The sequence below is a fragment of the Dictyobacter kobayashii genome, from assembly GCF_003967555.1.
Classification (GTDB): Bacteria; Chloroflexota; Ktedonobacteria; order Ktedonobacterales; family Ktedonobacteraceae; genus Dictyobacter; species Dictyobacter kobayashii.
In genome coordinates, this window is sequence record NZ_BIFS01000001.1 from 240,868 (window position 1) to 261,314 (window position 20,447).

18 protein-coding genes, 1 rRNA gene and 1 pseudogene are annotated in these 20,447 nt (G+C 49.9%); 6 read left to right on the plus strand and 14 right to left on the minus strand.

The genetic code is table 11. The features are described 5' to 3' along the window. Positions 1 to 143 precede the first annotated feature (143 nt). The 5 genes from EL645_RS01030 to EL645_RS01055 all read right to left on the minus strand — a co-directional run bounded on the left by EL645_RS01030 (position 144) and on the right by EL645_RS01055 (position 6,096). Positions 144 to 1,622, minus strand: a 16S ribosomal RNA gene (locus EL645_RS01030). A 592-nt stretch (positions 1,623 to 2,214) separates the two neighbouring features. After that, complete coding sequence (locus EL645_RS01040; protein WP_126548328.1) at positions 2,215 to 3,084, minus strand: prephenate dehydrogenase; 870 nt, start codon at positions 3,082 to 3,084, stop codon at positions 2,215 to 2,217. A gap of 248 nt (positions 3,085 to 3,332) precedes the next feature. Further along, on the minus strand, positions 3,333 to 3,941 hold the full coding sequence (locus EL645_RS01045; RefSeq protein ID WP_161977012.1) for a 4'-phosphopantetheinyl transferase family protein: 609 nt from the start codon (positions 3,939 to 3,941) through the stop codon (positions 3,333 to 3,335). Positions 3,942 to 4,068: 127 nt separating this feature from the next. Then, complete coding sequence (locus tag EL645_RS01050) at positions 4,069 to 4,857, minus strand: hypothetical protein (RefSeq protein WP_126548330.1); 789 nt, start codon at positions 4,855 to 4,857, stop codon at positions 4,069 to 4,071. A 3-nt stretch (positions 4,858 to 4,860) separates the two neighbouring features. Continuing rightward, the gene (locus EL645_RS01055; protein ID WP_161977013.1) at positions 4,861 to 6,096 is read right to left on the minus strand and encodes a GTP-binding protein; all 1,236 of its coding nucleotides are present in this window, start codon (positions 6,094 to 6,096) and stop codon (positions 4,861 to 4,863) included. Between the two features lie 504 nt (positions 6,097 to 6,600). Between EL645_RS01055 and EL645_RS01060 the strand changes: the two genes are divergently transcribed. From EL645_RS01060 to EL645_RS01080, 5 genes are all read left to right on the plus strand, one after another. Next, positions 6,601 to 6,879 carry a hypothetical protein gene (locus tag EL645_RS01060; RefSeq protein ID WP_126548332.1) on the plus strand — a complete coding sequence of 93 codons (279 nt, stop codon included), beginning with the start codon at positions 6,601 to 6,603 and terminating at the stop codon, positions 6,877 to 6,879. A gap of 272 nt (positions 6,880 to 7,151) precedes the next feature. Continuing rightward, positions 7,152 to 7,853, plus strand: coding sequence for an endonuclease III (gene nth, locus EL645_RS01065; protein WP_126548333.1), 702 nt, complete (start codon positions 7,152 to 7,154; stop codon positions 7,851 to 7,853). Positions 7,854 to 7,917: 64 nt separating this feature from the next. Then, positions 7,918 to 8,553: a hypothetical protein gene (locus tag EL645_RS01070; RefSeq protein WP_126548334.1), complete on the plus strand. Its 636-nt coding sequence runs from the start codon at positions 7,918 to 7,920 to the stop codon at positions 8,551 to 8,553. Positions 8,554 to 8,767: 214 nt separating this feature from the next. Beyond that, positions 8,768 to 9,133: a zinc-ribbon domain containing protein gene (locus EL645_RS01075; protein ID WP_126548335.1), complete on the plus strand. Its 366-nt coding sequence runs from the start codon at positions 8,768 to 8,770 to the stop codon at positions 9,131 to 9,133. A gap of 261 nt (positions 9,134 to 9,394) precedes the next feature. After that, positions 9,395 to 9,805 (plus strand): hypothetical protein, encoded by a 411-nt coding sequence (locus EL645_RS01080; protein ID WP_126548336.1) that lies wholly within the window; start codon positions 9,395 to 9,397, stop codon positions 9,803 to 9,805. Positions 9,806 to 9,853: 48 nt separating this feature from the next. Here the strand turns inward: EL645_RS01080 and EL645_RS01085 are convergent, their stop codons facing one another. The 6 genes and pseudogenes from EL645_RS01085 to EL645_RS01110 form a co-directional block, all read right to left on the minus strand. After that, positions 9,854 to 10,768 (minus strand): diacylglycerol/lipid kinase family protein, encoded by a 915-nt coding sequence (locus EL645_RS01085; protein WP_126548337.1) that lies wholly within the window; start codon positions 10,766 to 10,768, stop codon positions 9,854 to 9,856. Between the two features lie 138 nt (positions 10,769 to 10,906). Beyond that, positions 10,907 to 11,230: an L-rhamnose mutarotase gene (locus EL645_RS01090; RefSeq protein WP_126548338.1), complete on the minus strand. Its 324-nt coding sequence runs from the start codon at positions 11,228 to 11,230 to the stop codon at positions 10,907 to 10,909. A 21-nt stretch (positions 11,231 to 11,251) separates the two neighbouring features. Beyond that, entirely contained in the window at positions 11,252 to 12,106 is an 855-nt protein-coding gene (locus tag EL645_RS01095) for an amidohydrolase family protein (RefSeq protein ID WP_126548339.1), read from the minus strand. Positions 12,107 to 12,327: 221 nt separating this feature from the next. Next, positions 12,328 to 13,856: pseudogene (locus EL645_RS45155) on the minus strand (YifB family Mg chelatase-like AAA ATPase). A gap of 102 nt (positions 13,857 to 13,958) precedes the next feature. Beyond that, positions 13,959 to 14,399, minus strand: coding sequence for an arginase family protein (locus EL645_RS42185; protein WP_307720567.1), 441 nt, complete (start codon positions 14,397 to 14,399; stop codon positions 13,959 to 13,961). Then, the gene (locus tag EL645_RS01110) at positions 14,300 to 15,118 is read right to left on the minus strand and encodes an arginase family protein (RefSeq protein ID WP_126548341.1); all 819 of its coding nucleotides are present in this window, start codon (positions 15,116 to 15,118) and stop codon (positions 14,300 to 14,302) included. Before EL645_RS01110 ends, EL645_RS42185 begins: the two co-directional genes overlap by 100 nt. 1,024 nt (positions 15,119 to 16,142) lie before the next feature. On the opposite strand from EL645_RS01110, the gene EL645_RS01115 reads away from it, so the two are divergent. Next, the gene (locus EL645_RS01115; RefSeq protein ID WP_126548342.1) at positions 16,143 to 17,747 is read left to right on the plus strand and encodes a serine/threonine-protein kinase; all 1,605 of its coding nucleotides are present in this window, start codon (positions 16,143 to 16,145) and stop codon (positions 17,745 to 17,747) included. Positions 17,748 to 17,829: 82 nt separating this feature from the next. Here EL645_RS01115 and EL645_RS01120 read toward each other — a convergent pair whose 3' ends face one another. Genes EL645_RS01120 through EL645_RS01130 form a run of 3 tightly spaced genes read right to left on the minus strand, consistent with a single transcriptional unit; the run spans position 17,830 to position 20,386 of the window. After that, a complete protein-coding gene (locus EL645_RS01120) occupies positions 17,830 to 18,903 on the minus strand; it encodes a phosphotransferase enzyme family protein (RefSeq protein WP_161977014.1) in 1,074 nt (357 codons plus the stop codon). 23 nt (positions 18,904 to 18,926) lie between these two features. Continuing rightward, entirely contained in the window at positions 18,927 to 19,808 is an 882-nt protein-coding gene (locus EL645_RS01125) for a sulfurtransferase (protein ID WP_126548344.1), read from the minus strand. A gap of 38 nt (positions 19,809 to 19,846) precedes the next feature. Next, positions 19,847 to 20,386 (minus strand): DUF6391 domain-containing protein, encoded by a 540-nt coding sequence (locus tag EL645_RS01130; RefSeq protein ID WP_126548345.1) that lies wholly within the window; start codon positions 20,384 to 20,386, stop codon positions 19,847 to 19,849. Positions 20,387 to 20,447: the final 61 nt, after the last annotated feature.

Sequence of the window (20,447 nt, forward strand, 5' to 3'; positions counted from 1 at the left end):
AGAAGGGGACACTGTACCCCAACAGCTCAAGAGTGGAAACCAGTCCAACCATCTGGCGTGAACACGTACCGATTCCTGGTCGACCTGGAAGTGGGATGAGTATAAAACGTCTTTCGTTGAAAGACCTCATCCAAGCTCCCTAGAAAGGAGGTGATCCAGCCGCACCTTCCGGTACGGCTACCTTGTTACGACTTCACCCCAATCACTGACCCCACCCTCGACGCTTGCCCCTCTTGCGAGTTAGCCCAGCGGCTTCAGGTGTTGCCAACTTTCGTGGTGTGACGGGCGGTGTGTACAAGACCCGGGAACGTATTCACCGTAGTGTGCTGACCTACGGTTACTAGCAACTCCAACTTCATGGAGGCGGGTTGCAGCCTCCAATCTGAACTGAGGCCAGGTTTGACGAGATTGGCTCCCCCTCGCGGGTTCGCAACTCTTTGTCCTGACCATTGTAGCGTGTGTGTCGCCCAAAGCGTAAGGGCCGTGCTGACTTGACGTCATCCCCGCCTTCCTCCGTTTTAAAACGGCAGTTTCGCTAGAGAAATTCAACTAACGACAGGGGTTGCGCTCGTTGCGGGACTTAACCCAACATCTCACGACACGAGCTGACGACAGCCATGCAGCACCTGTGGATCCGCCCCGAAGGGACAGCCCGTTACGGCTGGTGCAAATCCATGTCAAGCCTTGGTAAGGTTCTTCGCGTTGCATCGAATTAAACCACACGCTCCGCTGCTTGTGCGGGTCCCCGTCAATTCCTTTGAGTTTTAATCTTGCGACCGTACTCCCCAGGCGGACCACTTACTGTGTTAACTACGACACTGAAGGGGTCGATACCCCCAACGTCTAGTGGTCATCGTTTACGGCTAGGACTACCAGGGTATCTAATCCTGTTCGCTCCCCTAGCTTTCGCACCTGAGCGTCAGGTACTTCCCAGGACACTGCCTTCGCCATCGGTGTTCCTCCGGATATCTACGCATTTCACCACTCCACCCGGAATTCCGTGTCCCTCTGAAGCCCTCAAGTCAGACAGTTTCCATAGTACTTCGTCGGTTGAGCCGACGACTGTCACCACAGACTAATCTGACCGCCTGCGTGCGCTTTACGCCCAATAAATCCGGACAACGCTTGCCCCTACGTATTACCGCGGCTGCTGGCACGTAGTTAGCCGGGGCTGATTCCTCTGGTACCGTCCGTTCTCGTCCCAGAGAAAAGCAGTTTACGATCCGAAAACCTTCTTCCTGCACGCGGCGTTGCTCGTTCAGGGTTGCCCCCATTGACGAAAATTCCTCACTGCTGCCCCCGTAGGAGTCTGGGCCGTTCTCAATCCCAGTGTGGCTGATCGTCCTCTCAGACCAGCTATCGATCGCAGTCTTGGTAGGCCATTACCCCACCAACCAACTAATCGAGCGCAGGCTCGTCCTCAGGCGCCCTTGCGGGCTTTGCTCGTTGCCGAGCCTATGCGGTATTGTCGGCGATTTCTCGCCGGTATTCCTCACCTGGGGGTAGATAACCCACGTGTTCCTCACCCGTCCGCCACTCCCTTATTGCTAAGGGCGTTCGACTTGCATGTGTTAGGCACGCCGCCAGCGTTTATCCTGAGCCAGGATCAAACTCGCCATCCAATTTTTATATCATAGTCACTCAGCGAGCAACTATTTATTGCATGTGAAGTTGCGATCATGGCCAATTTATAACATTGGCTTTATTTCGCAGATTATTGTGGTCACCATAGACACGTCCATGGGACCGAATTGACAGGAACTGGTTTGTGTATTCACTGAGTTCCAGTTGCTGTTCTGCTTTCCACTCTTCAGTTGTCAAGGTACCAGGCGAAACAGTTGTTTCGCTCTTCGACAAGCATTCGTTGTTTTTTCGTTCGCTTGTCTCATGTGCTGTAGTATCGCATATCCGTTGTGCTTTGTCAAGCGTTTTTCCGAGCAATTTTTTGCTCGGCTCCGAAAGTCATATTCCCGTTGGTCGCGGTAGCAACCATCCCTGAAACAGGGCGCAAAATGCCCTTCACACAACTATCTGTTGGGAATTTCAGGGGAGAAATAATCCTCCCAGAGGGGCCACTTTAACGTGGCACAACTGATAAAAAAGGACAGGCGCACCCCCTCTGCAAGAGATCAGGTGATTGTCGCTTTTTTGACAGCTCGATGATTATGCCATAGGGAATAAACATTGTCAAGCATTTTTTCAGGAAGAATAAAATTACTTTCCAGACTGCTGTGTGACTTGCCACTGTTGGCGCTGTTGTTGCGCTTTCGTGAAATCTTCGTCGATATTTCTATCATGCATGGCGATTTGATCGCGTAAGTCTGAGAGCTTTGCAACATAAGTATCTAGCCAGCGTACAATGGCAGCGCTATTAGTAAGGCAGATATCGCGATACATTTCTGGATTGCCAGCGGCCAGGCGTGTAGTATCTCTAAATCCTGATGATGCTAACAGTGCTGCATCTCCCCATGTTGGATCGTCAGCTACGGTAGACATGAGAGTAGTAGAAACCAGAAAAGGTAGATGGCTAACGCCCGCGACCAATCCATCATGTTCTGCAGGCTCCAGGAAGCGTACACGCGCTCCAAGCGTTTCTACCAGGGCCGCCACTTTACTGACAGCCGTTGAGCGTGTACGAGTGGTCGGTGTCAGGCAATATATACAGTCCTTGAAGAGATCAGGATCGGCAACCTCCACACCGCTCACTTCTTTTCCAGCCATGGGATGTCCACCAACAAAGGAGATGGTGGGGGGCAAAAATTCCTCGGCCCAGCTGATCACTTGCGACTTGGTACTGGACACATCGGTGACAACAGTCCCCTGCGTCAGCACTGGAGCAATAGCTTGCAGCAGGGTGCGTACGGCCCCGACAGGAGTCGCTAAAATAACTAGCTCAGAGCCGCTAACCGCGTCTGCAACGCTCTCATAAGCGTCATCGATTGCTCCTATCTTGCGCGCACGCTCACTTACCCCTTGTCCCAGGTCATAACCAGCAATCTGTTTGGCCATTTTTTCCCTGCGCAGGGCCAGTCCAATCGAACCTCCAATAAGCCCCAGGCCAATAATAGTTACGCGATTAAACATAGCATAGCACTCCTTCTCGCACCATAAATCTCAAACCCGCACGTTCACCCTATGAATTGAGTGCCATTATACTAAAATGAATTCCAAAAGAACAGGGGATACCAATGCTTTTTAGAGTGAATAGGAGAGGTGCCAGAAATGTAATGGCTCACTATCCCCTTCTAGAGCAAGTGCCCCAGCATAATGAGGATCAGGCGGCAAAGTATAGAGTGACCAACGATGGCCTGGTGTGGGATCATCACGAACATCTAATAAACATGGTGCCTTGTCAGGTTGCAAAGTAACGTCAAAAGAATCCAGGGGATCGATAAGCCTTTACCACGTGCCTTGATATAAGCTTCTTTCCTGGTCCAGCCAGCAAAAAAGGCCAGCATTTTCTGTTCAGAAGGTACAGTTTGCAATTGCGCCTTTTCATGAGCAGAAAAAAAGCGTTCAGCTACTTGCTCGTACTCGATATTGGCGCGCATATACTCAATATCAACACCAATGCGATTTATAGCCGTAAAAGCATAGACGATTTGTGTATTCGAGTGGGCAAGATTGAAATAAAGTGCTGTAACCGGGCCAGGGGTCGCCAGCTCAGGCTTGCCAAATTCGTTATAAGCAAAAAGTATCTGGCCAGGCTCGATAGCACAATAACGCCCCAGTAATACGCGCAAGAGACCACGAGCAATAATAGAACGCTGCCGATCATTCTCAAAATAAAATCGTTGTGCCCGAGCCTGTTCTTCACGATTGAGAAAGGTTTGTAGATGATCTACGGCTGGTATCCATTCTTCAACCTGAACACGCCACACATGAACCTCATGTGAACCCAGCGCTAACGCTGCTGGTGGCTCCTTCCAGTCAGCTTCCAATTTCCTCTCCTTGGGCATAAATTTTTTCAGTGCAGAAAGAAGAAGAGCATGAGCAATTTTACTCCATGACATCTCTACACAACCAGGAAAAACATGATTTGGCCTGAGTGAGCTCAGCTCCCCGCTATTAAAAGTAAACCAGCTCTTCTAACCAGTTTTCTGACTGGGGGCCGAGAGCTTCTACCAGCATCTTTGTTACCTGATCGCTCAATAGCTCTGCCTGCTCCGTGCGATAGAGGGCCAGGAAACGCTGTACAATCGAAATATCGTAGCGTGCTAAAAGATCGGCAGCAAATTGTTCTAACAATAGTTCATAAGTGAGATACTCTTCCGCTGTAGTATCATCATACCAATCAAAACCACGCACAGTAACGGGAGTTTTGCCATCAGCTTCTGGCTCAAAGGCTTCAGCATATTCCTCACGCATATCCTTATTCACGACACCCTTGACCCCATCCAATTGCTGAGAAAGCCAGAGAGAAATAAACTTAAACTGCCATTCATCTGCCCAGAGAGGCGCAACCTCCGGCCAGGGGCGAGGATCATCCTCAAGAAATGCGACGGTAAGCTCATGATAGAGCATAAACGCGAACTTTTCTGGCGTCAGGTCACCAAAGATTGGGTCGAGCTCGGTTGGCACAACCAGCGTGGGTGGCGTAGTAAGGTCGGTTATATAAGGATGGGGAGAATCCACCTCTTCAGATTCGCTATGCGGCACCAGGGGCCAGTCTTCCATATCGACCAGCAAGACTTCAAAGTCAGGCAAATCTATATGGAGAAGATTTGAGAGCTGCTTGCCTGCGGCATCAATTTTATCAGTCACCAGGCGAGCAAGCTCTTGCTCGCTCGCTGGATAATAGACTGTAAATGGCTCGTTCAGCGTCTCATAATGATCATAAGGAAAGAGCATGGGCACGGCTTAGGCCTTCCCTTCTTCTAGGAGCTTGCGATCAGACTCTTCTAATAATGGCTCAGATTGGCCTGTCTCAATCTCGCTCAATGCCTGTTTTCGCAATTCTTCGATACGAGTGTCTTTGCGGAAACGGCGATAGAAATTTTTGTAAAGTGTTTGCAGGCGTTTTGGGCTCAGTTGCTTATTCTCTTCATAGTACTCAAGCGCGACCTGACCAATAGACCAGGTTGCAGCACCTGCAATGGCGCCCGCGATAAAGTCACCCCCGAAGGGTACAGCTTTAGCAGCCTGCTGTGCCAGGTAACGTAAACCCAGTCCACCAGCAATTGTAGCAATCAGCTCACGGGCATGTTGCTTGGCATCGGCACTATCCATCTTTTCGCCATAAAGAGCAGCCAGGCGTAATACCAGGCGCATCTGGGTACCAAGCAGGATCGGAATATCAATAAATGGAATCGGCTCCAATCCAGCAGCTAAACTGACCAGTGTAGCGTTGCGAATAATACGCTGAGCAGCCGCACGACGGTACGCAGGTAATTCTCGACCAATCGCTAATGCAGCTTCGGGGCTGGATTCGATAATGACTGGAATGAGCTCTTCGGCAATATTCTCGCCGGTTTTAGCAGAGACGGGAATTACTCCAGGTGCTTCAAGTTGAACGGCGACTTCTGTTGCCAGCTGGTCTCCGCTCTCACCGCCTTTGAGATTATCAATTTTATTAACCGCCACAATTGTTGGTTTATCAAAGCGTTTAATGACGTTATACAATTCACGATCAGACGCTTGCAAACCCTTCGATGCATCTATCAGGAATACAATAACGCTGGCCTGATCCATGCCACTCTCCATCACGTCGGGCAGATGTCCTGGAGTGTCAACCAGCGTAAAAGGACCAAAATCGGTGCGTACCAGAGTACGAGTTGTACCGGCCATAGAAGAGGCTGGCGATAAATTCTGGCCTTTCAAGGTGTTAAACAATGTGCTCTTACCAGTATTCGGCTGCCCCACAATGACCACGGTATTATTCAGATTCTCCAGGACTTCTTGCTGCGCAAGTTTCCAGTTCACCGCTTTCATCAAGCTTTGAACCATCGAGATATTCGCAGGGAGATTTCGCAGCGTATGAATACCTAACTCTTTAAAACCTTTGGGCTGCTTACGCTCACGTAAGATACTGGCGGCCAGATCATTTTTGAGCTTCTCTCTGTCGTCGTTTGGATTGGTGAATTTTTTATTAGCCACGCTCAACTTCCTTCCCTGACATAGTTCAATGAGACCTCTATAGAATAATATGTCGCATGTACAAATTCGCTGTTGTTGCTGCCTCATTATATTCAACAACACTGTTCACTACAGTAGTACGAGCAGCCATATGGGTACGTTTCATACAATCCGCCAGGATCTACCATAAAGTCCTTTAGCCGCTTATGCAAGAAATTCATGCCACCTGATTCTAGCATACAGTACAGCTTTTAGACTACCTCCAGGTGAAGCTTGTTTCTGGTTGAAAACCATTTCTGTCTCAAATTTGAATGATCCACCATTACAGTATCAATTTATCCCCCTTTTCAGCCAACCCACCACGGGTGATGGCATAAAGAGGATTATACAGAGGATTATACAGAAGCAAACGCTGTTATTCTTGACATGTAAACTTATTTTCTGACATAATCGATACGATAGAATTACAATCCAACCAGAGTAGAAGCATTTCATCTCATTATTTTTCTACCATAGAGGCATTATATGCAAAATATACCAATGCGCAATGACTCAGCAGAGCATGACTATGAGGCTGGTTTTGGGCGTATCATGTGGTTATCTGAGCAGGCCAGGCTTCATGGCTGGCGCTTGAGTGAACGTCAACTCATTCACGAGATTGTACAACGTGAACGTGCCGCTAATATTCGTGAGAAGAGCTCCCTCCCTATCATTGGCTCTGAAGTTCGGTCCGCCGCCTGGAATCGGGGTCAAGCTGACGCCTTGCGCAATCTCTTGCGTATTCAACGCGAAAGCTATGATTAATTATCGCTATCTGCCATAATCTTTCATCAAGAACGTGTTTGTACTTGATGAAAGATTATGGCAGATAGCTTCTTCCAGTTATAAGCCCTCTTTAGAAAATGCCAACAGCCCTGGCTGATCAGATAGCATTTACTTATGATTTAGATATTTCTTCCACTAGTAAACACTGCTATTGCCTCTTACGCTTCAAACAGGTACAATAATCTGGCAGCATCCGCTATGTATGCGATTAAGTGGTAGAGCAAAGAAGAAGGGGTAAAGAGAACACATATATGAATCTGGCAACACCCATTTATACAGGACCACAACCGGGCTCTCCAGAACAAGTGAACGCCATCATCACAGAACTGCGCCGCCTCTATCCTACAGCCGCCTGCTCGCTGAATTTCTCGAATCCATTGGAGCTGCTAATTGCTACCCAGCTTTCAGCACAATGTACCGATGAGCGCGTCAATATAGTGACAAGCAAACTTTTTCAAAAATATACCAGCGTTGAGGCATTTGCAGGCGCGAAGCAAGAGGAGCTTGAGCAAGATATCCGCTCTACCGGTTTTTATCGCAACAAGGCAAAAAATATTCGCGCGACCTGTCAGCGTTTGATTACTGCTTATGAGGGTGAAGTTCCACGCACTATGGAAGATTTGCTGACCCTGCCAGGAGTGGCACGCAAAACAGCAAATGTTGTGCTGGGCAATGCTTTTGGTATTGTGGTTGGTTTCGTGGTTGATACCCACGTAGGTCGCCTCGCGCGCCGGTTTGGCTGGACGACCAGCACCGATCCCGTCAAGATTGAGCAAGAGCTGATGCTGATCGTGCCCCCAGAAGATTGGCTCGATCTCTCACACCTGCTCATCTTTCATGGCCGCGCTATCTGCGATGCCCGCAGGCCCTTATGCGAACAATGCACGCTAACCCATCTCTGCCCATCAGCATTTATAGCTATTCCGGTACGTAGTTCATCCAACAAAGCATAAACACAGCCAGCATATATTTAAGGGGCTTCTGGTAAGACAGACCATATAGTAAGGAAGGGAAGATATGCCACAAGATCCAAAAAAACAGCAAAAGGCAGTAATGAAGAAACGCAAAAAGCTGGCGGGACAACATAAGGTGTCGCCAAAGGCGAATTTGACGTTTTCGAAGAATGCCATTATCCATGATGCTCGCTCATATCCTTTGCTTGAGTGCTGGATCAGCTCTGATTGGAAAAATGAGCAACCTGGATTGGTGCAGATTATTATTGCTCGCCAACAACCAGATGGTAGGGTGTGTTGCGGGCTTTATCTGGTTGATAAACTTTGCCTGGGCTTGAAGAATACTTTCGTGCGCACTGATTATTCTCAACAGCGCTATCAGCGTGAAGTTTTTGAGCCAGTGGACATGCGAACCCCACTTATAGCCTGTGACCTCGAACTGGCCCAGCAGATGATCTATGCTTCAATTGATTATGCAGCCCAGTTTGGCTTTACGCCTCAAAGAGATTTCAATCAGTCACAGTATCTACTTACTCCCCGCGGTGAATTACCCGAACCATATAAGATTACGTTCGGCAGGAAAGGAAAGCCATTATATATAGCCGGACCAGATGACAATTCCAGGTTTATTATCCAACAATTAGAACAGACAGCTGGCCCGGGCAACTTCAATTTCATGTCGCCTTTGGCCGATTTCTAGCACTGCTCACAAAAAGCAGAAGAAAACAGATTAAAAAAATATAAATATGGTTAGTACTTCCATACTTTCCTTCACAAAGGGGTAGACAGATAGTGTATAATAATAAAACGCCGTAGGTGCGTGATTGCTTAGAGTAGATTGCCTATTGGAAGCAGCGCGATAGCGAGCGTTTTATTACAACACAGGGGTTATCCCCAAGAATTGAGATTTAGAAATGTCATACACAGATCAAACCCTTTACTGTCGCGATTGCAACCAGGAGTTTACTTTCACCGCCGGTGAGCAGGAATTCTATGCCAGCCGTGGTCTGACCAATTCCCCCAGCCGCTGCCCATCATGCCGCGCCGCTCGTAAGCAGCAGGCAGGTGGCCAGAGCCGTGGTGGTTATGGTCGTGGCGGCAACGGCGGTGGCGGTGGCTATCGCAGCGAGCCACGTCAGATGTACACCGCTATCTGCGCCAGCTGTGGCAACGAGGCCCAGGTGCCTTTCCAGCCACGCGAAGATCGCCCCGTCTATTGTAGCGACTGCTTCCAGTCACAGCGTGATAGCCGCTCTAGCGACCGCCGCTCCCGCTGGTAATCTGTAGCCAGGTTTCTGGCTCTATCAGATAACATTTTTTACGCGAATGGCCCAACTCGTAAGTGCGATATGCAGATTTCTGCCAGTGCGCTTGACGATTGGGCCATTCGTATATGCTCTACCTATGCTTTTGCCCGTTTTCTTCCACCTGAGCCAGTTTTCTACTTAGAAAACTATTTCACTGCAATATAGCTGATATATCTTAGTCGGGTAAAACATATTTTTATGCTGACCAACCGCGGGCATCAGGAAGGACTCATCATGAAAACCAGCAACCAATCTCGCAATTTTACCAGACAGGTTCAGACTGATTTACTGGCACTCAACGATAATGATTTATTTATGACCATCCATCAATGGATGGGTGGAAAAAGTTTGGATGCATCAGAACTAGATGTTGCAGCAGATATATGTCTTGCACTGGGATATACCAATATATCTTCTGAATCCGAAATAATTACACGCTGGCAAGCTCCCTCTCCTGAGCGGCTGCGTTCGCTACTGACAGCAATGGATGTTGGCTTGTTCGCGCAGCATGTCATTCCAGTGGCCTTTCAATTTCTACATACTCTCTACCCTGAATGGTATGAAGGGGTAACCTTCAATGCTCACCTGGCCAATTATTTACGCCAACTTCGTGCCTCTTCAGGTAAACCCGCCAAAAAGGCTTAACCGAAAGACAGGCCTATTTTTATTTAGCAGGCCTGTCTCGCTCTCTATTTAAATGCGTATCCACAAAGCACCCGGCAAAATTTCTGCGTCAACCACGCTAACACGCGCCTCTTCACCATCGGCCTGCATAGTTACGGGCTGTTTGCTTTCAATATGAACGCTACGTGCCCGATAAAAAGTAACTTCTGGTGCGTTAACATGCTTGCCTTGTTTGACGCCAGGAAAGAGTTGCAGCACACGCCAGAGTGGTGTGTAGTCGACGACACAAATGTCAAGCAGACCATCAGCATAATCGGCCCGTGGATTGATATGAAATCCAGCACCATAGGCTGGTCCATTGGTGACGGCGATCAGCACATAGCGCTTTTCAGTGGCTTGCTCCACTGCTCCGTCATCCAGGTGAAAGGTGAGCCAGGGACAACGCTGGAAGCCAAATAATAATTGCCGCAGTGCAGCGACATAGTAGAGCCCTGCTCCACTCATGAGTGGGATGTTCTTCATGCGGTTGGTAAGCGCGCCAATCTCGGCATCCATACCAATACTGAACCCATTGGCAAAATATGTGTCGTTGACCCGACCTGCATCTACACTGGTCAGGCGTCCGTTGAATGCGCGCTCAACGGCTTCCTCCGGTTGATGTGGAAGCTTAAGTGTATTACAGGCGAAGTCATTACCCGAGCCCGCTGCTACAATACCTAGAGGGACACGCCGACCCGCTGCCAATAATCCATTAACAGCCTCGTGAATGGTGCCGTCCCCACCAACAACAATTATCTCTCGATTAGCCATTGCAGCCTGCTGCGCCAGGTCCTTTGCTTGTCCAGGTCGCTGCGTCTCTTTATACTCAATTCGCTGCTGATTTACATAGCGTTGCAGCAGGGTACGATATGCTTGCATATTTCCCCGATTAGCGACTGGATTCAGGATAACGAGAGGTTTCCCTGCGGGAGCCGATGTCTCCATGGCAACAACTCCTTCTAAACTGAACTATAGTGCGACTCATTGTAGCATCTTTGCCCGGTCGCGACAATTCACTATCTATATTGACACTTACAGAGAAACAGCTCTCCACTATATATAGCGGCTATCTGAATAAACGAGCTAATCCAGGTGGAAAACCTCTTCGAGCTCCAACATAGCCTGATCGGCGTGCAGGCCAGGCGCAATCTCAAAGAAACCATCCATATATGTTTGCCAACGAGTATTGATCTCTTCACGATCCATGCTGGCCAGCACGGCAGCAAAGCTATCTTCAACCTCAACATAACCGAATATGGTACCGTCATCATGCAGAAATAAAGAATAATTGTGCCAGCCATTGCGGCTTAAGGCTTCTCGCATCTCGGGCCATACAGCTCGGTGGCGCTCACGATATTCATGGATTTTATCAGGTTTGACTTTGAGTAAAAATCCAACTCGTTGCATAGTAACAGCTCCTTCAATAAACTATAAACGATAGAATCTACGCGCATTGTCAACCCAGAGCTTGCGTTTGGCCTCTGGAGAAAGTTGGATGGTCAGAGTATCCAGTGTTTCTACCCAACGAGGATAACTGGTGGCCTGTAAAGCTACAGGCCAGTCACCACCATAGAGAATGCGGTCTTCTCCAAAGGCTGCTATGACATGTGAGACATAGGGGGCCAGATCTTTAATCGTCCAATGCTCTGGATCAGCTTCTGTGGCCATGCCGCTAATCTTACAAACCACATTAGGCTGTGCCGCCAGGGCATCGATATGTTGTCGCCAGGGGTCCAGGAGCTGTCCCTTAACATCAGGCTTGCCGATATGGTCCAGGATAAAAGCGGTATCGGGGCAGCGACGTACCAGTTCAACAACACTCTCTAATTGCACATGCCGTATACCAATATCAAAGGAGAGACCGTACTCAGCGAGAATCTGCACTCCACGTATAAAATCTGGCCGCAGACAATAAGCGTTATCCGACTCTGCTTGAAGCAGGCGTCGAACACCTTTGACGAGGGAGGTAATACTGACCAGTTCGTCCAGGTACGCTCGAATGCGCTCACCATTTTCAACCGGGGCATACGCGACGATGCCACGTAAACGAGGATCCTGCGTGGCCTGTTCAGCTACCCAGCGCGGCTCAATCAAAGTATAATGTGGGTCAATATCTACCTCGACATAGACCATCCCTTCAATTTCTACACCTTGCGTGTATTGATGATATTCGGGCAGTGCATAGCGGCGATTCAAAATTTCAGCATTATCTAACCAGCTCATGCGAAAACGTTCGGGGTCCCAAAGATGCACGTGGGTGTCAATAATTGGAAAATCAAGCATATTGATAATCATCCCTTCTGCGACCTTATATTGAAATGGGCAAGAAGACAGATAAAGGATATAATATCAACATAATAACATATACTATCGCTAAAAATTCCTTCTGTTTTTACAGGGACAACTATCTGATATTTTTCATCTATTGTTGGAGGAAGTACGTGTGCGCGCACTTCCTCCAACAATAGATGATTTTTTGCACGCCGCAGGCGAGAAACTTCACGTCATGAGCGGACCTTGGGACGATATTGGATGGCTTCGGCAACGTGGTTGGCGGCAATGAGGTCGCTGTCAACAAGATCAGCAATGGTCCGGGCCAGTTTCAACACACGGTGAAAGGCACGTGCTGAGAGATGAAGTTGTTGCATGGCGGCTTTCAAGAGCTTTTCCCCACCACTATCTACCACACAAAAATCTCGCACTTCAGCGGGACCCATTTCGGAGTTACAGGTAAGATTGGTTCCTTTCAAACGCTGGAGCTGGCGTTCACGAGCCTTTTGAACGCGGACCTGCACAGTGGAAGAGGCTTCTACATTGCGTTTATCCGCCAGCTTTTCATAGTCGACGCGCGGCACTTCGACATGGATATCAATGCGATCCAACAGTGGGCCGCTGATACGCTTCTGGTAGCGCGCAATGGAGGTGGCAGAACAGGTACATTCACGCACCGGGTCCCCATAAAAGCCGCAGGGACAGGGATTCATAGCGGCCACCAGCATGAAACTGGCCGGATATGTGATGCTGCCCTGGGCACGAGAGATGGTGACAATCTTATCTTCGAGGGGCTGCCGGAGTACCTCTAAGACGTTTTGACCAAATTCAGGCAATTCGTCCAGGAAAAGGACACCACGATGAGCCAGGCTGATCTCACCTGGACGAGGAATGCGACCTCCGCCCACCAGGCCAGCATGGCTGATTGTATGGTGCGGTGCGCGAAATGGTCGTTGACGGATCAGTGGGACGTCTGGTGAGAGCATGCCACTGACACTATAAATTTTAGTGACATCCAGTGCCTCTTCAATTAACATACGCGGCAGGATCGAGGGCACAGCGCGGGCCAGCAAGGTCTTGCCGGATCCAGGAGGGCCACTCATGAGAAGATTGTGACCCCACTGGCGGCTACTTCTAGCGCACGCTTGACATGCTCTTGCCCGCGAATAGCAGCCATCTCCTGACCCGGGTGAAGTCCACTATCATAATCCAGCAAGCTAACATCACGCTTATATTGTTGGATCAGGCTGACCCCATTCAAATGATCGATGAGCTGGCGTAGCGTCTCAACCGGGTAGACATCGATACCATCAACCAGGGTGGCCTCTAACGCGTCGATAGCGGGCACAAAGACTGTTTTGACATGCCGCTCACGGGCCAGAGCGACCATTGGCAGCACACCATTGGTGTGGCGGACACTCCCATCCAGAGAGAGTTCACCAAGAAATAGAGCCGCATGAATCAGCTCACTATCGGCTATCTGCTCCGAGGCGATCAGGATGCCAATCGCGATTGGCAGATCGTAAACTGGACCTTCTTTCCGTAGGTCTGCGGGCGCGAGATTGACTGTAATGCGCTTAAAAGGAAAGCTACAATTGCTATTTTTGATGGCAGCCCGCACACGATCTTTGGCTTCATTAACGGCTGCATCAGGCAATCCAACGATTGCGAAAGCGCTCATACCGGTCGCCAGGTCCACCTCAACTTCAACTAAAGCCCCTTCCAGGCCCACCACTGCACAGCTACGAGCCATTGATAGCATACCTCGTAGTCCCTCCTCTAGTGTGTATTTTTCTCTCTCTATTAATGCGCATTATGCACAGGCAAAGCGGAAAACGCAAGAGATACAATAGCGACCACTATTTCATAATTGCCACCAGCGCTGATAATGGGTATGTGCCTCGCGCAGTGCTTGCTGGGTATCGTGACTAAAAATAGTCTGGCTACGCCTGAGCTCAGGCGCGTTATCATAAAGATCCACGATGCCCACATTGGTGCCCAGCAGCGCTTCTGCGATAGCTACAGAGCAATAAGGGGCATAGGAGATGCTATATCCTCCTTCTTGGAGAATAACCAGGCGACCTTCACATACTTTGTCAGCCAGCTCAACCATTAGCGCGGTCAGTTCGCGATACCCATCCATAGTCATCATCATTTGCGCTAGAGGATCCAGCCAGCAGGCATCCTGGCCAGCAGAGATCAGGATCAGTTGTGGATGATACTGGCGCGCAATCGGCAGGATAAGTTGCTCAAAGGCGGCACGATAACCTCGATCACCCGTCCCAGGCGGTAGTGGAATGTTGATCGTATAACCTTCACCGGCCCCACTACCAGTTTGCTCCAGGGTCCCACTGCCTCTGGAAACCAGTCCTGTTGATGTAGCGAGACAAACAGAACTGCAGAATCAGCATAGAAAGCGTCCTGGGTACCGTTGCCGTGATGAACATCCCAATCAACGATCATGACCCGCTCCAGACCATAAACACGCCGGGCATACTGGGCAGCTACGACAACATTATTGAAGAGGCAAAAACCCATGGCTTGATTGCGGGTTGCATGATGACCAGGGGGACGCAGGAGGGCATAGGCGTTGCGCGCGCTTCCTTCCAGAACAGCCTGCACTGCGTTCATGGCGCCTCCAGCTGCATAAAGCGCAGCTTCAAAAGAACCTGGACTCAGAACAGTTTCGTCGTCAATCTCTCCCCAGGATGCGCTCACGGGGCCGTGGATACTCTCTTGAGCGCAGGCATGAATGCCAGCGATGTATTCGGTAGTATGATAGCTACTCAGTTCAGCCAGAGTGGCAGGACGGGCCGCGATAGGATGCATACGCGCGGCCAGACCAGTGCGATCCAAAAATTCTTTCGTGCGCTGTGTGATGGTGGACGCCGATGGATGCGGTAGTGGTGATAACTCAAATGAACCTGTACGCGTTAATACAGTGGCTTCTACACCCGTATCGTGGGCCAGGAAACGCTCATCATAAACCAGGCCAGTGCTACACTTATCGCCAACATCCATCATACAGATATCCTTCCAAAATATAGTCAAATTATCGATCCGGCTAACATATTATATCCACTTTATCATACGTTATAACAATGCGTCTGATCCTCATGATCGCCGCGCTCTTCACGCCTGCGTTCGAGCGCCTTCGGCGCTCAAGAAGTTTTCTAGAGTGGTGCGCACGTTCTGTCTATGTGCTTACACACCTGCGGTGCTCAACATTGCTTTTTTCTTATGTGGTGTAGAGCATGCGCCCAGCGCATGCTCTACACCACATAAGAAAAAAGCCCCGGGCGCGCCAACGCCCGCCCGCACAGGAGCGATATGCTCCCCATGCGAATGGGAGTCTGGCACTTACTAGCTAATTGAACTACAGGCTTATAGATTATCAATCGACAACCATAGATATCGAAAAGGTTTATTCAAACGTGTTAAAAGAAGAGGCCTACCACAGATTACGCAGAAAGATAAGGGGTAGTCCTAGGTTTGGCCCTCGACGTGTACATGTTTCTCGAACTGGTGTATAATGCGAATGCGGGCATGAAAGCTGCCTGGGCAACGATAATATTTATTCATAAACTAAAAAAATCGTCCTGCTTAATAGCTACGATGAGTGGTCTCCTCGTCGAGTACGTTTTACATTCAAAACCAAGTATTTTACATTCACTGAAGCATGCCTTTCAACACGTTAAGCATGGTTTAATATACATGCTTTTTATTACATGCACAATAATAATCTTCAATGCCGCTTCATCGTGGCTTGCTACGCCACCACATCTCGGATAGCGTTGGAGATCTATTCATAGGGATTTCTTTTCAAGCAACGATATTCAAATGATTGAACTGCTTGTGATATATATGTGGCCACACAAATGGTTGCACTCACTTAATTGCAAAATATAAGAATTTGGGTCATGCGCTGGTTGAAAAGCGCCATGGTAAGAGTGATGGGGATGATAGACATTGCTATTTACTATTTTCATCCCCTAATACGTTCAAAGTTCTCCGTTTACAAGGCAGGGCATTTTCATGGGAGGAACGAATGATAGAAACAATCCCATCTGGTACGATATTGCATGGACGTTATCGTATTGAGCGTGTATTGGGTAGCGGCGGCTTTGGCCATGTGTACCTGGCACTCGACCAGATGACAAATCAACAAGCAGCGATAAAAGAATATTTAGTAACGGGCGCAAGCGGCCAGGAACAATTGAAACATGAAGCACGTGTACTTAGCCAGTTACACCATCCCAATCTACCTGCCTTCATGGACAGCTTCATTGAGCGTGGGCGCTATTATGTTGTGCTTAGCTATATTGAGGGCGAAGATCTGACCGATTTGATTCGCCTGACACGCCAGCGCAATGAGGTTATCCCGGTCCCTCAGATATTAAGCTGGATTTTATCGATCTGCGATGGCGTAATGTTTATGCATAGCCAGCGCCCTATCGTTATTCATCGCGATATCAAGCCAGATAATATTCGAATCACGCCTAATGGCACAGCAGTCCTGGTGGATCTGGGTAATGCCAAGGCTGCGGCTGATGGAGCACGCACATTGTTCTTTATCCGACACCAGGGCACACCCGGCTATGCACCGCCAGAACAATATCCAGGAGGCACTGGTACGGATGCTCGTTCGGATGTCTACGCTCTGGGTGGCACACTTTATTTTGCTCTGACCGCATCAGAGCCACCCAGTGTTTCTACCCGCAATCAGTCTATCCAGCAGGGTCGTCCTGACCTGCTTTCCTTACAAGATCATATCGCGAACAATCCACCGGAGGAGAGCCCAGAGGCTAATGCTGCTCGTCAGTTCCGCCTGGGCGTGAGCAAACCGGCTAAACCAGCGCCTCGTCACTTGCGCCATATTGCTCAGCTTGCAACCCTGTCTCCTGAGGTGCTGAATGCTTTAAATCTTATTATTCAGAAATCGATGGCTCTGCGTCCACGCGACCGCTATCAGTATGTGGCCGACTTCGCTAACGATTTGAAGAATGTGATTGCGGCTTTACCGCAGCCTCCCACGCCTCATCGGCCAAAAGACCCGAACAGCACCCAACCCGACCTGGCGGAGATCTATGATACGCTCCAGGCAAGCAAAAATAGTATCAATCAACAGCAGAATCCACCTATGACACCACCTGCGCCTCCGGTACGTGGCACGACTATGGCTTGCCCGCGCTGTCAGAATCCGCTGGCTCCTAATGCTTCTTTCTGCCCACGCTGCGGTTTGTCATTGACCAATCCAGGCCATAATATCAATCCACCAACCAATCATGCCAGTACCCCAGTTGCGCAGGCAGATCAGACCTTGATCATGTCACAGGAACAGATGCGCCAGGCGGCACTGGCGCGTACCTCTGGACAGCAAGCAGGCCATGTCCAGGCACCACCCGTGACGCCACAGCCTAACTACCCAAAGTATCAACAGGGGAACGCGGCCCAGGCTCAAGCAATGGCTATGCCGGCTCAATCGTTTCAATCAAATATGTCAACAGGACATAATTCATCACCCAACCTTACCTCGCGCCCGGGTACGAACCAGCAGTCAGAGCAAGATATGTCACGCTGGCTGATTATTGGCGGCATAGCCATCCTGGTTATTCTAATTGTGCTGGCATTCCTGATTATGCGCCACGTGTAGCTTCGGCCTTTCGGCCTTTGTGGCCGGGCCGATCGCTCAGCACCCCACTCTTCTTTACTATTCCCACATTTCCGCAAATGAGCTACGTAACACGACCCAGCCAGCCTGGCAAGGCAGTTGCCCAGGCCAGGCGCTCCAGGAGATCATCAATTACCGCGCCTTCAGTCTCTTCGTCGGTATAAAAGAGGTCTTCAAGTGGTCCATTCAGGGTGGCAATAGGGGAAATTACGGTGAGGGCATCGACCAGTAAATTGGCCTCGCCTTTAACTGGTGGACACAGTTCCCCGTATCCCTGCAAGAAACTACGCACACGCTCGGGTTCCATCCCGCGCTTAACGAGTGGAGGAGTAGCTGTGCTACCCGGGAGCCAGGCCAGGGCACTGAAATAGAAGAGCGCATAGGCTACTTCAAAGATGCGCTTCTCCCAGCGCGCCGCTTCTAACCCGGTAACGGCACTGACCCCAAAGGGTCCAAAGCGCAGGTTCAAGGCATGATAGTCACCATGGATGTGGAACTCTGGCAGAGTACGGTTACCACCAATCGACATCATGGCCTGCGGTAAAACCGCCTCCCATTGGTCGGCCCATTCAGACAAGGCCGAAGAGATTGCCTGTAGCGAGTCTTCGCTTGCCCTGCTGCGAGCCAGGTTGAGGTAACCTTGAACGACACTACCGATCTGACCTTCAGCGGGCCAGCGATTTTGGCCGCCCCGATACTGCTGTGAAGCCTGGTGAATACGCCCCAGCATCGACCCGGCCGATTCCACCCACTCCAGACTACGCGGACTCGAGGTGCTGAAAAGCTCTCCACCTATCTGTTGCTGAATCTCAAAAAAATCCTCACCTATTTGCACCGTTGGGGCACCCTGGGGCGTGCGTAGAAAAGTTGGAACCGGGATGCCAGCATCCTGAAGATGTTTTTGAAAAGTGTAGCGAAAATTCACATCTTCGCCCAGCGGACCCTCTGGCCGCTCACGCAACACATAGGGCTGCTCTGCGATCTCAACCGCCAGGCTCAAGTTGTCGCCATGGCCCACATCTAATGGCCCTAGATTTTTCCACCTGGAAATGCCGAAAGCCTGCATGACCTCATTGAGATCAAGCAGGTTTTCTTCTGTAAAGTTGCTTTCAGTTGGTTGTTGTTCGAATTCGTTCATGGGATGGTAATCTCGTTGTTCCCTTAGATTTCTACTGGCAGATCCTGGCGAATACCCCATTCATTCCAGGAGCCATCGTAGTTGGTTAATTGTGGATATCCTAGCATAGCCAGGCTAAACAAGACAGTTGTAGCGGCCACGCCACCATTACAATACGCGACGACACGCTGCTCAGGTACGATGTTGGCCTCCTTGAAGATATGCTGCAATTCCTCGGTTGAGCGGAATGTGCCATCTTCAGGATTAATCAATTCTTCACGTGGCAGACTTAAAGCGCCTGGGATATGACCCCGGCGGCCCTCACCTCGAACTACCGTACCCGTATACTGGCCGCTATCGCGTGCATCCACCAGAGTGGTACCCTGCTGATTGATCATCGAGAGCACCTCTTCGGCTGTCGCACGTAATTGTGGCTGCGGTTTAGGGGTAAAGGTGGCCCGGGGATAGTTGGGGATTACCTGGTCTAAAGGACGTCCCTCGCGCTTCCATTTAGCCAGGCCGCCATTCAAGACTACAACGCGTGTATGCCCATAATAGTTGAGTGCCCACCAGAGACGGGTGGCAAACTGTGACGCTGGATGGGTATCATATGCCACCACCAGGTGTTGGTCACCAATCCCTGCTCGCGCCATAGCGGCCGCAAACTGATCGGCAGGAGCGATCTGTGCCTCAACTGGATCAGCATGATCCACAATATCTTGTGTCCAATCGACATAGACCGCGCCCGGAATATGTGCCTGGGCATATTCTTCAGGAGCACCGACATACTCGGCCTCCTGCTGCCCATTCTTAACAACAGTGCGCACATAACCGCGCATGTCGACGACCCGAATAGCGGGATCAAACAGGTTTTCCTCTAACCACGAGGTTTCCACCAGAAATTGAGAGCGCTGCTCCTGTCCCATAGTACATATTCCTCTCTAAGCGAATAAAGTTCGTGGCTTTAAGCGAATAAGCCAGCGGCATCAGGATTATCGGTACTGACGAAGTGGGCCGGTGAACCGAAAACAGTCATTGGTTTGACATCCAGGATCTGCATGGATGTGTTAGGAGTCTGGGTTGTTACATAGCGTTGGACGACCAGGCCCAGTGGACGCGCCAGTACAAGGGCAGCGGTAGAAGCCAGGATAACGTTGTTGGCGGTACTATAGGGCCGGCGCAATTTGGCAACCGCCATCGAAGAGAGACCAGTTAATAAACCGGCAACGGCCAGATTGGTGCCACAGCGCTCATGCACGGCCAGTTCTGGCTGTGAAGTTCGCAACAGTTGTAAAGCCTGCTGAGCAGCCGGTAGAATAGCCTCTGTCGGCACATCCCCAAACACAAAGAAGCCAGCGGCAAAAGAGATGCCAGAGAAGCGCACCTCGGGAAATTTACGTGACAGCAGGACGATGGTGGCATGCTCTAGCGCATGATTCTGTTTAACCGCGCCACCTAATAACATCTGCTGGGCAACTTGTACGACGGGATTGATAGAACTCATAGTTTCTTGTCCTTCCATAAGAGCAGGCGACCTTGCACCCCCTGGCACAAACACAAAGGCA